This window comes from Bacillus sp. RHFS10 (genome assembly GCF_016757475.1).
GTDB classification, from domain to species: domain Bacteria; phylum Bacillota; class Bacilli; order Bacillales; family Bacillaceae; genus Bacillus; species Bacillus subtilis_G.
This window is the reverse complement of record NZ_JAESPO010000005.1, coordinates 148401-163298: the sequence shown is the minus strand read 5'-3', so window position 1 is coordinate 163298 and position 14898 is coordinate 148401. Positions and strand designations below refer to the sequence as shown.

At 41.0% G+C, this 14898-nt stretch carries 17 protein-coding genes, 1 pseudogene and 1 riboswitch; of the genes and pseudogenes, 4 read left to right on the top strand and 14 right to left on the bottom strand.

The genetic code is table 11. The annotated features are described in order from the left end of the window. Window positions 1-132 precede the first annotated feature (132 nt). The 4 genes from stoA to JMN17_RS17165 all read right to left on the bottom strand — a co-directional run bounded on the left by stoA (window position 133) and on the right by JMN17_RS17165 (window position 3253). Window positions 133-630, bottom strand: coding sequence for an endospore biogenesis thiol-disulfide oxidoreductase StoA (gene stoA, locus JMN17_RS17180; protein WP_087991004.1), 498 nt, complete (start codon window positions 628-630; stop codon window positions 133-135). Between the two features lie 49 nt (window positions 631-679). Continuing rightward, window positions 680-2017, bottom strand: a complete 1338-nt coding sequence (gene ykvU / locus JMN17_RS17175) for a sporulation protein YkvU (RefSeq protein WP_087991003.1) — start codon at window positions 2015-2017, stop codon at window positions 680-682. A gap of 117 nt (window positions 2018-2134) precedes the next feature. Further along, window positions 2135-2761: a cell wall hydrolase gene (locus tag JMN17_RS17170; protein ID WP_087991002.1), complete on the bottom strand. Its 627-nt coding sequence runs from the start codon at window positions 2759-2761 to the stop codon at window positions 2135-2137. Window positions 2762-3058: 297 nt separating this feature from the next. Continuing rightward, window positions 3059-3253, bottom strand: coding sequence for a hypothetical protein (locus tag JMN17_RS17165; RefSeq protein ID WP_087991001.1), 195 nt, complete (start codon window positions 3251-3253; stop codon window positions 3059-3061). Between the two features lie 164 nt (window positions 3254-3417). Between JMN17_RS17165 and JMN17_RS17160 the strand changes: the two genes are divergently transcribed. Then, entirely contained in the window at window positions 3418-3612 is a 195-nt protein-coding gene (locus tag JMN17_RS17160; protein ID WP_010328531.1) for a YkvS family protein, read from the top strand. A 112-nt stretch (window positions 3613-3724) separates the two neighbouring features. Here the strand turns inward: JMN17_RS17160 and JMN17_RS17155 are convergent, their stop codons facing one another. The 5 genes and pseudogenes from JMN17_RS17155 to JMN17_RS17135 form a co-directional block, all read right to left on the bottom strand. Then, entirely contained in the window at window positions 3725-4015 is a 291-nt protein-coding gene (locus tag JMN17_RS17155; RefSeq protein ID WP_202328601.1) for a DUF3219 family protein, read from the bottom strand. Between the two features lie 441 nt (window positions 4016-4456). Beyond that, window positions 4457-4879: a hypothetical protein gene (locus tag JMN17_RS17150; RefSeq protein WP_087990999.1), complete on the bottom strand. Its 423-nt coding sequence runs from the start codon at window positions 4877-4879 to the stop codon at window positions 4457-4459. A 139-nt stretch (window positions 4880-5018) separates the two neighbouring features. Continuing rightward, window positions 5019-5144, bottom strand: a pseudogene (locus tag JMN17_RS17145) (preQ(1) synthase); the annotation flags it as partial. Window positions 5145-5175: 31 nt separating this feature from the next. Beyond that, window positions 5176-5481, bottom strand: a complete 306-nt coding sequence (locus JMN17_RS17140) for a hypothetical protein (protein WP_087990998.1) — start codon at window positions 5479-5481, stop codon at window positions 5176-5178. 12 nt (window positions 5482-5493) lie between these two features. Next, window positions 5494-6912 (bottom strand): lipase, encoded by a 1419-nt coding sequence (locus JMN17_RS17135; RefSeq protein ID WP_087990997.1) that lies wholly within the window; start codon window positions 6910-6912, stop codon window positions 5494-5496. A 50-nt stretch (window positions 6913-6962) separates the two neighbouring features. Between JMN17_RS17135 and JMN17_RS17130 the strand changes: the two genes are divergently transcribed. Both JMN17_RS17130 and JMN17_RS17125 read left to right on the top strand, forming a co-directional pair. After that, window positions 6963-7328, top strand: a complete 366-nt coding sequence (locus JMN17_RS17130; protein WP_087990996.1) for a hypothetical protein — start codon at window positions 6963-6965, stop codon at window positions 7326-7328. A gap of 259 nt (window positions 7329-7587) precedes the next feature. Further along, window positions 7588-7953: a DUF1433 domain-containing protein gene (locus tag JMN17_RS17125; RefSeq protein ID WP_087990994.1), complete on the top strand. Its 366-nt coding sequence runs from the start codon at window positions 7588-7590 to the stop codon at window positions 7951-7953. 441 nt (window positions 7954-8394) lie between these two features. Here JMN17_RS17125 and queF read toward each other — a convergent pair whose 3' ends face one another. The 5 genes from queF to JMN17_RS17100 all read right to left on the bottom strand — a co-directional run bounded on the left by queF (window position 8395) and on the right by JMN17_RS17100 (window position 12087). After that, on the bottom strand, window positions 8395-8892 hold the full coding sequence (gene queF / locus JMN17_RS17120; RefSeq protein WP_003218613.1) for a preQ(1) synthase: 498 nt from the start codon (window positions 8890-8892) through the stop codon (window positions 8395-8397). Between the two features lie 17 nt (window positions 8893-8909). Continuing rightward, window positions 8910-9641 carry a 7-carboxy-7-deazaguanine synthase QueE gene (queE, locus tag JMN17_RS17115; protein WP_087990993.1) on the bottom strand — a complete coding sequence of 244 codons (732 nt, stop codon included), beginning with the start codon at window positions 9639-9641 and terminating at the stop codon, window positions 8910-8912. Beyond that, a complete protein-coding gene (gene queD / locus JMN17_RS17110) occupies window positions 9634-10083 on the bottom strand; it encodes a 6-carboxytetrahydropterin synthase QueD (RefSeq protein WP_087990992.1) in 450 nt (149 codons plus the stop codon). The genes queE and queD overlap by 8 nt, the downstream gene beginning before the upstream one ends. Next, window positions 10076-10735, bottom strand: a complete 660-nt coding sequence (queC, locus tag JMN17_RS17105) for a 7-cyano-7-deazaguanine synthase QueC (RefSeq protein WP_087990991.1) — start codon at window positions 10733-10735, stop codon at window positions 10076-10078. Before queC ends, queD begins: the two co-directional genes overlap by 8 nt. Window positions 10736-10862: 127 nt before the next feature. Beyond that, a riboswitch (PreQ1 riboswitch) is annotated at window positions 10863-10907 on the bottom strand. 136 nt (window positions 10908-11043) lie between these two features. Then, window positions 11044-12087: a YkvI family membrane protein gene (locus tag JMN17_RS17100; protein WP_087990990.1), complete on the bottom strand. Its 1044-nt coding sequence runs from the start codon at window positions 12085-12087 to the stop codon at window positions 11044-11046. A gap of 365 nt (window positions 12088-12452) precedes the next feature. Here JMN17_RS17100 and clpE point away from each other — a divergent pair, with 365 nt between their 5' ends. Next, the gene (gene clpE, locus JMN17_RS17095) at window positions 12453-14552 is read left to right on the top strand and encodes an ATP-dependent protease ATP-binding subunit ClpE (RefSeq protein ID WP_087990989.1); all 2100 of its coding nucleotides are present in this window, start codon (window positions 12453-12455) and stop codon (window positions 14550-14552) included. Window positions 14553-14898 lie beyond the last annotated feature (346 nt).

Below are 14898 nucleotides of genomic sequence, written 5' to 3'. Positions count from 1 at the left end.
GTCTTCCTTTATTATAGCACGCACGAAGAGAATTTCAATTATAATTATTTTAATTTCTTTTTGATAATAATTATCATTAATGTTTATCCAATTCGTCATGATATGAAAAAAGCTGAGAGTTTATGCTCTCAGCTATTCTTCCGTCCATTCTTTCAGTTGTTCTGCCGTCATCGGGCCTACTTTTGTTTTTTCAATTTCGCCCTTTTCATTCAGCATAAACGAAGTTGGGATCGTTATGATATGATATTCCTTCATCAATTCTCCTTTTGAATCAAGAACAATCGGAAATGTCAGCTTGTTTGCTTTAATAAAGTCTTCAACGGTTTGCTGATTTTGTTCGGCGTTCACTAAATTCACCGTTATCAGCTTTACACTGTCTGTTTGATGGGCATCATAATATGATTGAAACTGGGGAAGCTCCTTTTTGCAGGGCGGACACCACGATGTCCAAAAATGCAGGATCGTTTTTTGTCCTTTATTCGGGATCGAGATATCCTCCCCTTCTATTGTTTTCATAAGAAAAACAGCGGGAACTGCAGGCTGTTTATCCTCAGCGGCTGCCACATCGGGAAAAAACGCAATCATCCCCAATAACATAAGGCATACAGTAAGCAAACGCTTCGTCAACATGGAATCTTCCTTTCATGCTTTTCAATTAGCTTGCCCCGCTTTTTCTTTATCATCCTTCAATTCGCGGCGTTCTGTTTCCTCCTGTAAGGAAAACAGATACTCGCAGCGCTTTGCAGATCGTGGCATAGTGCAGGCTCGTCAGCAAAATCATGCCGGTGTTCATCCCTAGGATAATACCGAGCATTTGCAGATTCTCCATTGATCCCAGCACATACATCATACTTAGCGCAACGATATGACTCCATACATTGTGATAAAAAGCTTCTTTCACAAACCCCATCCCGATTAAGCACGCCTGCAGCGGCATGACAAACAGATGAAAGAGAAAGTATGGCCACAACAGCTGCAAGTAATACTGCGCTTCAGGAGAGTGAAAAAACAAATGTGTCAGGGGTCCTGCAAACTGAAACATGATCCAGACAGCCGGTATACCATAGCCAAGTGTAATAAAAATCGACTGCTTCAGCCTTTTTAATACGATGTCATACTGTGAAAGCGCATAAGCTTCGGAAATATTCGGTATCATGACAACCATTAACGAATGGGCAATAAAAGCGGGGAACGAACCTATTGTTACAGCCACACCGGCGAGCATTCCGTATTGATCAATCGCCGCTGTCCCGGCAACGCCCGCTGCCAAAAGCGCCCCTTTTACTAAAAAGGGTTCAATCGCATTGACAACGGCATGAAAAATACGCAGTCCTGTTGTAGGAATTGAAACGGCAAGCAGTCTTTTCCTTACATCCTTTCCGCGCAAATGAATGTGCTGCTGGCCGGATACCGCCCGCCTCGCCATGATAAATTGTGAATATAAATAAACAAGCACGACCACGTCACTCACGACTAGGACAAACAAGGAAATCAGCACGGCCATGTCCAACTCGAATGAGTACCATTGAAAAAAGAGGAATAAGCACAGGAGCTGAATGATTTTTTTCAGCGCATTGGCGATTGCGATCTTTCCCATTTTTTGCACACCCATAAAGTAGCCTCTGGCGATTGAAGTAAAAGCGACAATAGGAATTAAGCCAACGACAATCCCTTTAATAAACGGGTGGTATGTATCAAATACGGGAATAAACGGAAGCGCAATACTGGCGGCGGCAGTAGAAAACGCTGTAAAAACGGCTGTCATTCTGAAAGCGTGCCTCAGCATGCTTTCATGTAGCTTAGGGTTTGATTCGGCAATGAATTTAGAAATCGAAATCGGCAGTTCCAAGCTTGCGATGACGATAATTAAAAAAATCGTAGGCAATATACTCATGTAAAGCCCCATCCCATGCTCGCCAAGCTCCCGCGCCAAAATCATATTCACGACAAATTCAAGGCATTCAGCGAAAAAGGCGGCAATGGATAAAAGAATGATCCCTTTCACAAATCGATTCATGATGTCTCTCCTTGTCTCTTGTACTACCAACATCATATGAGACAAGTTCAAAAATTATTTTATTTTTACTCTTTATATAAAAAAAAGCATAGAAGAGACTAATTGTCTATTCTATGCTTAGATGGCAAAAACGTGCCTGCCGATTCTTTCTACAATTTTTCTTGAGCGAATCCAATCATCTGACGCTGTTTTCGGATTATAAAAAAATACGGCATCTGTTTCTCTATTTTCTGAGGACAGCGCTTCTTCGGCAGCGGCAATTGAATCTTTATCAGGCTTTTGATTAATGCTTCCGTTTGAAACCGGTTCAAAGGCGTTTGTCTGATAAATCACGTCTCTTATGGTATCAGGAAAACCTTTTTTCTCTGTTCTGTTCAGCACAACGCTTGCTACAGCGACCTTGCCTTTATATGATTCTCCTTTTGCCTCTGCGTGTACGAGACGGGACAGCAAATCTTTTTCAGAATGAGTATATGTTTCTTTCTTTTCATTTGTTTTGGCTGGCTTGTCTTTCTCTTTCTTTTCAGTGTTTGCTGATAGCTTGATCGGTTTTATTTTTTTCTCGTCCTTATCAGCAGACAGTGAAGGGAAAGATCTGTCTGTGTCTCGTTCTATATGTGTAAGCCATTTGGCTTCTTGTTTTGTCTTCTTTGTGCTCATTAGTGAAGCTTGTGTATGTTCAATTTTTGCTGTAGGCATGAAACAAAGAAGAAAAACAGCCAGAGCAGTGAATTTCGTCGTCATACAGTTTCCTCCTTAAAGTGCTCAAAAAACACTTCATAACCTTAACAAGAGATCAATTCATTTTCACGGAAAAAGATTTTCCAACTCTCCCAAGGAGGCATCAGGATGGAATATACCGGATGACAGGCTTGTTAATGGAAGAAAAACAGCCTGAAATTCTATAAATATTGTCAATCAGAAACATGTTTATCCATTTTTGGCGTTTTACATTTTATTTACGCCTGTTACAGCTTCGTGTAATAAAGAGCCTTTATCCTGTCATATATGATAAAAAGGCTTCTCACAATTGAGAAACCTTCAGCTTCTTGGCTGTTCTAAGTATTGAAATATCACATCTCCACCTTGCTGGGCAATTCCTCGGAAATGTTTAAAATCATCTTGTTTGGATAACACGGCCCTGAAATCCAGGAAATGCTCCTTCTGGACTCTCAGTTCGTTTATTGCGCCGGTTCGCAGCTGTTCAATCATTTGTATTATCTCTTCGGGACGCAACGAAAATTCCCCCCTTTCTTTTTTTTGACGAAAATCAATATATCATCTTTATCGCCTCAGGACAATTCATTAGGGAGATAAAACTCCTTATCGCTTTACTTCTTAATGAAAATACTGCAAAATACTTTCAAAAGGCATTATTATGTTAAAAGGAGAGGAAGCTTGTGAAAATCGCTAAGGTTGGAAACGTCATTGAATTTAAAAATGGATTAACCGGTGTTGTTGAAAAAGTAAATGAGAATTCTGTAATCGTTGATGTGACGATTATGGATAACTACCGGGATCTTGAGTTAGATTCATTGACAGTTGTTAATCATAAGAATTATAAGATCATCAGAGACTCCTATAAAACCTCCTAATCTCCCACATTCATTCGCAAAAACTGCAAGACCGACAATTAGACACCTTACATATGAAATTCGCTTTCTCAAAAGCTGCCGGCCGGCAGCTTTTTTACATAAAAAACACTGATTATGAATCGGCGTTTTGGTCTGTTTCCGTTATTTCTATATGGAACTCACTGACGGATCCTGATTCATACAGGTTGGTCATTGACGTTGAGTAATTTGTGATTTCACCCCGGAAGGCAAGATTCTCGTCAGGAACCTCGACGTTGAACGTTTTATCATATAACAGGACAGCGATATCGTGGTAAGTCTCACTCGTAACATTTAGGGTGAAAGCGATTTTGCGCTTCGGCTCGCTTTCCACTTTATATGCATCCATTTCTAGCGTTACATCGTTTAATCGCAATGTCTTCACTTCGTATCACTCCTTTAAAGTCCATGCATCTTAGCATACCTTAGCGAACGTTTACAATGAATCTGTTCTGACAACAGTTATGTTACCCATTTCTTTAGAAAAGACACCTTTACAAACGTATGTTCGATAAATTATAATAAAACAGACGAGCTGCCATCCAGCATCCCGTCTTTTCATGAGAAAGCGGCGAGTGGAATTCCCCCGGATTCACTCGTCTTTTTTTACATAAGTCCCATCAATGAATACGGTTTTAGGACATGGTTTTTAGGATAAAATGAAAAGATATGTGCTCGGCAGTGCAGATACGGATACAAGATAGCGGACGTTCACCTTTTTCCTCTCGGATCATGTTGTTGATATATAATAGGCGAAGATACTCATTTGTCTGACAAAAACCCGCCTTTAATCGAGCCAAGCTCTTTTGCTCGCCTTGATTGACAATCAGTCAGTCCCCTCATATTCAGCACCGTAATAGCCTTCGATGCTAACATCTCCGCAGCCAGATCCTTTCGTAATGTCCAAGTAATGGTTTCTCAACTTGGTTCCCGGTATATAATCGGCGGCGCTATAATCAAAATGGTTGCCAGTAAACGCTTTCTCACTTATCGTAATAAAATCTCCGCCTAATGTCATCCTCTGCATTTTCATGGTAAGCGTGCACCCTTCTGCATTCAATATTGTAAATCTGTAATAGAGCCATCCTGGATCATAAGGGTTATTATGGTTTGCTATAAAAAAACCAGTTTGATCTTTTGTCATAATAAAACTGACTTTTGTTTCATCCTTAGCAGCCAATGCAATCGTAGTTTGGACATTCAAACTTAGCGCAAGACATAACAACATACAAACCAATAATTTTTTCATCAGCAGCCCCCTTTTCCATATTATAATCCGATTTCAATATTAAGGAAATAAAAATTCAAAAAAGACGAATTGGGGTACTTTGAGCAACAAAAAAATAGACGTGCTATTACACACGTCTATGACATAACATTTGGATTCATTATCGATTATCAACCGTCTCCGGATACAAATCATGATTCATCATACGGTATTCAGCCATTTTCTCATACTTCGTTCCCGGCTTTCCGTAGTTTGTGTACGGGTCAATGGAAATTCCGCCTCTTGGTTCACATCTATAGTGAAGGGGGTTATTTCAATTATTTAGCCTTAATACTTCTCAAAAAAGCACTTCTGTTCTCTATGGCATTTGTCAACATAGTCGCATTTTCATTAAGCCTTTGTACTAACGCTTCTTTCGCTTTCCCTTCAAATGAAGAGAGTAAAGCAACATACACCTCGGCAATAACCTGTTCCGCTGAAGAAAAATCTGATGCGTTTTTTGTGTCTTCTTTTAGATTTTGACAATGGGTTTTTAGACTTGCACCTACCAGTTTTTTTAATTCTTCATTTTGTTGCAACCGTCTATAAAACTCATCTGCATCCATATTAACTCCATATGGCAATTTAAATCCCCCTTACAACCGTAACCAGCTTGCTAGTTCATTATCCTTATCTTTTAAATCCTCAGCCATTTTAACAATGAACTCACTGATATCCTCTAAATCTCTTATCAAGTAGTGAAGAGAAGCCTCAGTTTGATAATGCTCTTCTGAGTCATAAAATGCTGCCCCCTCTTTCACATAAGGTGCATGAAACAATACAGCTTTATCAACATCGCTTGGATCTAGATCCTTGAATTCTCCTAATCTCTTCCCGCAAATTGATTTTACGTCATAAACCATTTTGCTGTGATCATGAGGGAATTGTTCAATTGCTTGTTTCTTTGTTTTTAAGTCTTCGATAGCTGCCTGTAAACGTTTAGCCAGTTCTTTTGCATACTTAGCATCCACTTTAATGGTTTGTCCATTCATACCTGAATAAGATGAGAACGATTCGATATTCTGGTTATACACTCCGTTTCTGCCATCAACACTTTGGATATGACCATTCTTATCAAACTTAAAGTTCGAATCATTTAAACTATGAGTATCAGGATTTTTTGCAAATGCTTGGCCATAGAAGGAGGTAATAAGACTCCCTAAAACACCGGGAATCCCCAGAGACGTATTAAGCCGGTTAGCACGATCTTGGCGGGCGATGCTTGGGTCTTTCGTGTATATAGTTGTTCCGTTGTGTCGGTCGTATTCTAAAAACCAGCCCGAACCCACCATATCATCAGGATTAATGATTGCTTTGTGATACAAATCAAATTCGCCATTTCTGATTTTCTTCTGTGTTTCTTCATCATGCAGCTTAACGATGGAAGGGTTGTTAAAAGCCACACTGTAAACGTCGTTGTTTACACCAGCGTATTCCGCATCTGCTCCTCCAAGTGAGTGACCTGTTGTCGAAATCACTGTGTTAGTACCAGCATACTTCTTCACTTCATTGGCAACGAGCTTATCACCCTGATCAAATTGAGATGTCTTAGTGACAATTTTGTATTCTCCGCTCTTAATCATCATTGCTTGTTCCATACTGCCGTTATACTTGGCAATAGCTTTAGAGTTTTCAGATGCATCTTTTTTCATTATGTATTGGACTTTCTTTTTCGGATCTTTGCCCATTACTACGTTTCCGCCATCTGCACTTATAACATCAGCTTTAATTTGTTCCTGATTTGTTCCTTGAAAACCTACGACAACATTTTCTGGTTCTTTTGGTTTTACCCATTTGCCCTCTTTTTTCTTGGCTTGGACAAATACGTAAACATCTAGCCCTGTGTCTGGGTCTTTTTTGATTTTATCTACGTAAAAAGCTTTCCTTTTATCCTCAGTTATTAAGGGTTTTTTATCTTTACTTGCTCGTTTAAGCTCCTTATCTCTATAGGTGACAGAACTTAGATAATAATAAATTTCATCAGATAGATTAGGAATGTCATATTTTTTACTCATGTACATAGCCCCTGTCCTATTGTAAAATAAAAGGCGGAAAGGATGGTTTTATGAAGAAACCCATAATTATCCTAATAATAACAATTGTTATTTTAACACTTGGGGGGCTATTTATGAAACATAAATATGATGAAAATCAGGAAGCAGAAGCAAAAGCCCAAGAAGTTAAGCTATTTGAGAAAGCCAAAAAAAGAATGAATGATTATCTTGAGGCTAACTATAGTAACGTTAATCCTATTAACTTCTCAAAGGATTATGAAATAGATCCAATGGGTGGTATTTCAGTGGAAGGTACATACGGAGAAAAGAAAGAACATTTCTGGGGGCTATATGATAAAAGCAATGACAAAATAGGCTTGACTAGAATCGATGCTGAGCCAAAACCTGGATGTGAAGATAAAGTATGTGAGTATTAAGTAAACAACCCCTCACCAAATGTGGAGGGGTTGTTTACTTGGGCCTTCTCCCCCTTCTCCATATCTCATCAATAATAGAAACAACAATATTCAAAACAAGTGAAAAAAAGTTTTATCTAACACTAACTGTTTATCGCTCTCTCAAAACTCATGAGTATTTTCACAGTATCGTACCTTTCTTAATCCTCTTCAATAAATTTAATTTTTTTAAAAAATTATATGTTAATCCAGCCTCATTCTATGCAAAAAGGATGGTTTTATGAAGAAATCCATAATTATACTTACTACTCTGGCTGTTATAACACTTGGAGGGATATTTATGAAGGAACAACACGACAAAAAAATGGAAGCCCAAGAAACTCAGCAAAAGGAAGAATTGTATTCCTTGGCTAAAAAAAGAATGACTGACTTTATTAAAACAAACTATAAAGATATTGAACGAATTGATTACACTGATGATTATGAGGTAAACCCAATGGGTGGCATTGAAATCAATGGTTATCTCAATGGAAATAAGAAAAAAGAATTATGGGGAATTTACGACAAAACTAATGACGAAATAGGATCATTTACTGTGGATGCAACCGAGAAGCCTGAGTGCGAAGATAAAGTATGTGAGTATTAAAAAACACCCCTTCACTTTGTTGTGAGGGGTTTATTTGTTTGGACGATATTTCTGATTAGCTTCAAGTTCCTTTTTCAAGGTCTCTACATCCTGTCTCAAAAATAAGCTTGTCCTTCCGATTTTCTTAACCGGTATTATTCTTTCCGTATTAATCAATGCGTTCAAAGAAATAACTGCATTTGGTAAACCTAAAATATATAAACCAATTAAAAGTCTAGATTACGAGTGATGTCCTTTGCAGGGCATTTTTTAGTGGATAAAATAAGAAAAGACGTACTAAATCGTACGCCTTAAACTGCTTCTGTTCTATCAATTTTCAGCTGCAAAAAGTCACAGTTCAGGTTGCACCTCAGGTCACAGTCGGGTCACATTCCCGCCTAAAATTGACGCTAAATGTCAGTATTTTACATCGGCATCACTTCGTCTCACACAACGGATTCCTTATCGATTATCAATCGTCTCCGGATACAAATCATGATTCATCATACGATACTCGGCCATTTTCTCGTACTTCGTTCCCGGCTTTCCGTAGTTTGTGTACGGGTCAATGGAAATTCCGCCTCTTGGCGTAAATTTGCCCCATACTTCAATGTAGCGCGGGTCCATTAATTCGATTAAGTCATTCATGATGATGTTCATGCAGTCTTCGTGGAAGTCACCATGGTTTCTGAAGCTGAATAGGTACAGCTTTAATGATTTGCTTTCAACCATTTTTTCATCAGGAATATAGCTGATGTAGATTGTTGCAAAGTCAGGCTGTCCTGTTTTCGGGCATAAAGATGTAAATTCTGGGCAGTTGAATTTTACAAAGTAATCACGGTTTACATGTTTATTCGGGAATGACTCCAGCACGTCCGGCGCATATTCAAACAAATAGTTTGTTCCTTGGTTGCCAAGCAGTGTGACACCTTCTAATTCTGATTCTTTTCTTGTCGTCATATTTATCTTCCTTTCTATTATACGCCGCGTTTGTTGCCCCATAACAGGGTGTGCAGCTGCGGAAGCACTCTGACGAGATTCAGCTCCGCATCGGCAGCTACCTTATCAACAAGCGCTTCGTATTTTCCAAGCAAATGTGCAATCAATGTCTGATCATCTGTCGTATGAACGTCATCATTACCGACTTGTAAATAAAACGGGATTCCCGGGTAACGCTTGTGCACGGTTTTGGCAAACGCCATATCTTCATCATTAAAAATGACAACCTTTAAGCTGACAGCATGCTGTCTGTTATTCTCTTTAAGTGATGTCAAAATGTAATCAAGCTTTTGAAAGTTCGTTACCATTTTTGAGCTTGGCGGTTTTGGAGAAATTGTCAGATCATCGATCAGCGTAAACCACTCCTGATAAACAGTCCCCTGGGTTTCAAGCGCTGCACGAATGTTATTTTCCTTCAGCAGTTCGATAAAAGCACCCAGCTGTTTTAACAGGGCCGGATTGCCGCCCGAGATCGTCACGTGGGAAAACGCGTCTCCCCCAATGTCTTTAAGCTCTGCAAAAATCTCCTCAGCCGTCATCCATCGAATATCTTTTTTAGCAGACCCGTCCCAAGTGAAGGCGGAGTCACACCAGCTGCAGGAATAATCACAGCCGGCTGTGCGAACGAACATCGTTTTTTGTCCGATTACCATGCCTTCTCCTTGAATCGTCGGGCCGAAAATTTCTAATACAGGAATTCCTTTAGCCATTCAAACCACCCTTTTTCGGACGGTAGACACAGTAACTTGTCGGTGTTTCCCGGACAAACACCTGTACACAGCTTGGCTTATTCTCCAATGTGTCTAAATAAGCCTGTACGTTGTCATAAATCGTTTTCGCCACAACTTCAGTTGTCGGCACCGAATACCGATCGTCCTGAGAAAATTCTTCATGATCATTTAAAAGCGTATGATCATAGTTTCCGTGCACCAGTTTTTTGAGCACGCTGAAATTGACAAGGAAGCCGGAGTCGTCAAGTTCGTCGCCGGCAACGGTTATATTGACGGTATACGTATGCCCGTGAACCCTGCTGCACGCTCCAGCACTTTCCCGAGGGATAAAATGAGCAGCTGAGATGTGCATGTCCTTATTCAATTCAAATGAATAAGGATGCTGGGCCTGGGGATAAATTTGAGATAACAATTTATGCACGCTCTCCTTTCATCGCCATATATTCTTCATAGCCTTTTAAACGAAGGTGACATGCCGGACATTCGCCGCAGCCGTCTGCGATGATGCCGTTATAGCATGTCAGCGTGTTGTTTTTCACAAAATCAAGGGCGCCAAGCTCATCTGCAAGCTTCCATGTTTCCGCCTTATTGAGCCACATGAGAGGCGTATGAATCACAAACGGCTTCTCCATTGCCAGGTTTACCGTTACGTTGCAAGATTTCACGAATTCATCACGGCAGTCAGGATAACCGCTGAAGTCTGTCTCGCAGACTCCTGTAATAATGTGGCGCGCGCCAATTTGATATGCCAGAATAGATGCAAAAGATAAAAATACCAAATTCCGTCCCGGAACAAATGTGGATGGCAGTTCACCGTCTTTTGCCTCTATCTCAATATCATTTCTTGTCAGGGCATTCGGTGCAAGCTGATTTAAAAGTGACATATCGAGCAAATGGTTTTTCACACCAAGCTTTTCCGCAATCGATTTTGCCACTTCAACTTCCTGCGAATGACGCTGATTATAATGAAAAGTCACCGTTTCGACTTCTTTGAATTCCTTTAAAGCCCACAGTAAGCAAGTGGTACTGTCTTGACCGCCGCTGAATACGACAATTGCTTTTTCTTTTTTCATGATTCCTCTCCTTTTCCGCAATAAAACCATCGGCGAGAGACATCGCTACAGCTGATTCACACAAAAAAACACCTTTTCGGAAGGTGCTCTAGAAAAACATAAAAAAGGCCGTATCCAAGGATACAGCTCGTCCTTAGTTTTTTATAGAGGGTGTAGCTAGAACCTCTCCCGCATATCGCACGGATTTTCTTCAATTTTTCACTTCTGCTATCTTACCATAATGTTGTTTTTCTTGACAATAAAAAAGTAAGCCCTGACTTCCCGATCAATCATTGTTCTGCAATGACGGCTCACTTCATTACTTGTATTTACAAACTGCGCCGCCGGGGAACCTTTTTGCAAATCAGGGCGCCTATGAACGCCAGACTCACATAGCCAAACAATGGATAAATCGTTGAAATGAGCTTGCCGTATCCTATTTGGCTCGTAATATAAGCCGTGGTCATAATGGCTGCAAAGATATATTTGCTTTTCATTGGAAGAAAGCTCTGCACTTGTTTTTCCAATCCATATAGATTGCCGATAACCGATGTGAACACTTCACCGAAAATAATGAGCAAATAAATCAAATGGACAGACCGCGCAAAGAGATAAACGACTTGAGCCATCGGTATATCGTACAAAAATACATCCGGGAGCATCGACAAAGACAGAAAACTCGCGGACAGCACAATCGTCAGCATCGCACCTCCGACTAAAGCGCCCTTTTTTATCACTTTTTCCGATGACATTTCATTCGCCAGCGGAACCAAAACCGCTTGGGCAAGCGATAAATTTAAAGCGCCGTAAGAAAACGCTGATAACAGCCAGTCCCAACGGTGCGGCCATCCCCACTGCGCTGCGTTCCGCGACTCGCTGAAAATAAAAGAGTCGGCCACCACAATCATAGAAAAGATGATTAAAAGAGGAACAACAAACACATTGACACCGAAAATGCCTTTTACTCCTCCAGTCATCACAATTAAGCTCAAACCGATTGTAATCAGCATCCCAATCTGAGGGGACAGCCCCAGCTGTTCCTCAAAAAGCGCCCCTGCCCCGGAAAGCATAACAGAAGTGACGCCGAGGAGTACAAACAGCATAAACACATTAATAAACCGCCCAGCCTTCGCCCCGAACAAGAATATGTTCATTTCTTGATAGGACTTGGCATTGATTCGTTTTGAAATAATCATCAGCTTGGCCCCGAGAAACGTAAACATTCCGCCGCTGACGATAATACCGAATAAACCGAACCAGCCGAACTTCAGAAAAAACTCAACAATTTCCCTGCCAGTCGCAAACCCAGCTCCGACTACTGTGCCGACATACACAAAGGCAAGCTGACTTGCTGACCCTTTTGATTGTTCCATTTCTCCCCTCCGAACGAACCGCAGTTTTGTCCACATGTGCCTTTTATAACCTATGAGACAAGTTCCTTGAAAAGAAGGGGAAAACTTGTTTTACTTTGTAAACAATTTAAAAACATTTTGCGCAAATGACTTGAAAGTCAAAGAAGGTCAGAGTATACTATGAATCAAAGTTGGTCAAACGAGCCGGCCTTTTTTAAAAACCAATTGGTCAAAGTTAGTCAAATAGTCAGACTGCTCTGAGCATATTGTTTTGAAAGCCGATAAGTTTCCCGTATACTAATAGTCAAAGAAGGTCAAATTCAATCGGCCTTTTTATTCACATTCATTGGTCAAAATAGATCAAATTTTTAAGGAGGTTTTGGCAAATGCGTTGTCAACATTGTCATCAAAACGAGGCGACGATTCGCCTTAACATGCAAATTAATTCCGTTCATAAACAAATGGTATTATGTGAAACTTGCTATAACGAACTGACCCGTAAACCTTCAATGAGCATGGGTCCTCAATCTTTCGGTTTTCCGTTTGAACAAGCGTTCCAGCCGAAAGAACAAAACGCAGCAAAACAAAGCGAGAAAAAAGGGTTGCTTGATGAGCTGGCTCAAAATATCACAAACGGTGCAAAAGCCGGTCTCATTGACCCCGTCATCGGCCGTGATGAAGAAATCGCTCGCGTGATCGAAATTCTGAACCGCCGCAACAAAAACAATCCTGTTCTCATTGGTGAGCCGGGTGTAGGGAAAACCGCCATCGCCGAAGGACTCGCTTTAAAAATTGCTGAAGGCGATGTTCCAAACAAACTGAAAAACAAAGAACTTTACTTGCTTGACGTTGCATCCCTTGTTGCAAACACAGGAATCAGAGGCCAATTTGAAGAGAGAATGAAACAGCTGATCACTGAGCTGAAAGAACGAAAAAATGTCATTCTGTTCATTGACGAAATTCATCTTCTCGTTGGCGCAGGCTCTGCAGAAGGCTCTATGGATGCAGGCAACATTCTCAAACCCGCCCTTGCCAGAGGCGAACTGCAAGTCATCGGTGCGACAACACTGAAAGAATACCGTCAAATCGAAAAAGATGCCGCGCTGGAAAGACGTTTTCAGCCTATCATGGTGCAGGAACCTTCAATAGAACAGGCCATCCTCATTCTGCAAGGGATCAAAGACAAATACGAAGCATACCATGGCGTGACATTCAGTGATGAAGCAATCAAAGCATGTGTGACTTTATCATCCCGCTATATTCAGGACAGACACCTGCCGGATAAAGCAATTGACTTATTAGATGAAGCTGGTTCAAAAGCCAACCTGTTAATTGATGAGCTGAATGATGAGGATGCGGCGGAACGCTTAACTGCGATTGAAGCCGAAAAAGCAAAAGCGCTGGAAGAGGAAAATTACGAACTGGCGGCAAAACTCCGTGATGAAGAAATCGCATTAGAGAAAAAAACAAACAGCTCTTCCTCTCATTCCGCTGTCACTGTGGAAGCTGACCATATTCAGGATATCATTGAACAAAAAACAGGCATCCCTGTCGGCAAGCTGCAGGCGGATGAACAAACAAAAATGAAAGAGCTTGAAGCAAAACTTCATGAACGTGTGATCGGACAAGAAGCCGCTGTTCAAAAAGTGGCAAAAGCGGTAAGACGAAGCCGCGCCGGATTAAAATCCAAAAACAGACCCGTTGGCTCCTTCCTCTTTGTCGGTCCTACTGGTGTAGGGAAAACAGAGCTTTCTAAAACGCTGGCGGATGAACTATTCGGCACAAAAGACGCTATTATCCGTCTTGATATGAGCGAATACATGGAGAAACACGCCGTATCTAAAATCATCGGTTCACCGCCTGGTTATGTCGGCCATGAGGAAGCTGGACAATTAACAGAAAAAGTGCGCCGCAATCCTTACAGCATCGTGTTGCTGGATGAGATTGAAAAAGCACACCCTGACGTTCAGCATATGTTCCTGCAAATCATGGAGGACGGCCGTCTGACAGACAGTCAAGGCAGAACCGTAAGCTTTAAAGACACTGTGATTATTATGACAAGCAACGCGGGTGCTGGTGAGAAACAAATGAAAGTCGGTTTCCAATCAGATGACAGTGTATTCGAAGAACAAACATTGATTGATTCACTCAGCATGTTCTTTAAACCTGAGTTCCTCAACCGTTTTGACAGCATTATTGAGTTCCGCTCACTGGAAAAAGGACATTTGGTCAAAATCGTCAGCCTGCTGCTCGGAGAACTTGAAGAAACATTGGCAGAACGCGGAATCACCTTGAGTGTGACAGACGAAGCGAAAGAAAAAATCGCTGAGCTGGGCTACCACCCTTCATTCGGCGCACGTCCGCTCAGAAGAACCATCCAAGAATGGGTGGAAGATGAAATGACCGATCTCCTGCTTGACAATAGCGAGATCACAAGTTTCCATGTGACTGCAGAAGATCATACAATCAAAGTGCACGCGAAATAACAATGAGCGGTTTCCTGTTTAGGAAGCCGTTTTTTTGTGGATTCATACTCTTGACGGAGAAAATACCGTCCCTTCCCCCGAAGTGTTACTCCCCTTTATCATTTACACTTTTTCTTAAGGAGGGATGGAACATGTTTATATACAGTGAATATTTATTTCTATTATGTTATGAAAACCGTCTGAAGGACATCTTGCGAGCAAGCTGCCAATTTCAATACCGCTAAACCCGCGGGCTTTTCAATTTTTGAAAGGCCCCGAATTTGTTTATTTCTCCCTTCTATGCCTCTTCCTTGAATATTTCATGAACAAATTCACAATCTCCCTAAAGTTCCGGGTACCGAAACCG

Excerpts from the sequence above, each read along its gene's own strand:
- stoA (WP_087991004.1), bottom strand. The coding sequence starts at position 630 with ATGTTGACGAAGCGTTTGCTTACTGTATGCCTTATGTTATTGGGGATG.
- queE (WP_087990993.1), bottom strand. The coding sequence starts at position 9,641 with ATGGCTAAAGGAATTCCTGTATTAGAAATTTTCGGCCCGACGATTCAA.
- JMN17_RS17130 (WP_087990996.1), top strand. The coding sequence starts at position 6,963 with ATGAAGAAACCCATAATTATCCTAATAATAACAATTGTTATTTTAACA.
- JMN17_RS17150 (WP_087990999.1), bottom strand. The coding sequence starts at position 4,879 with ATGAAAAAATTATTGGTTTGTATGTTGTTATGTCTTGCGCTAAGTTTG.
- JMN17_RS17135 (WP_087990997.1), bottom strand. The coding sequence starts at position 6,912 with ATGAGTAAAAAATATGACATTCCTAATCTATCTGATGAAATTTATTAT.
- JMN17_RS17125 (WP_087990994.1), top strand. The coding sequence starts at position 7,588 with ATGAAGAAATCCATAATTATACTTACTACTCTGGCTGTTATAACACTT.
- ykvU (WP_087991003.1), bottom strand. The coding sequence starts at position 2,017 with ATGAATCGATTTGTGAAAGGGATCATTCTTTTATCCATTGCCGCCTTT.
- JMN17_RS17170 (WP_087991002.1), bottom strand. The coding sequence starts at position 2,761 with ATGACGACGAAATTCACTGCTCTGGCTGTTTTTCTTCTTTGTTTCATG.
- queF (WP_003218613.1), bottom strand. The coding sequence starts at position 8,892 with ATGACGACAAGAAAAGAATCAGAATTAGAAGGTGTCACACTGCTTGGC.
- queC (WP_087990991.1), bottom strand. The coding sequence starts at position 10,735 with ATGAAAAAAGAAAAAGCAATTGTCGTATTCAGCGGCGGTCAAGACAGT.
- JMN17_RS17100 (WP_087990990.1), bottom strand. The coding sequence starts at position 12,087 with ATGGAACAATCAAAAGGGTCAGCAAGTCAGCTTGCCTTTGTGTATGTC.
- clpE (WP_087990989.1), top strand. The coding sequence starts at position 12,453 with ATGCGTTGTCAACATTGTCATCAAAACGAGGCGACGATTCGCCTTAAC.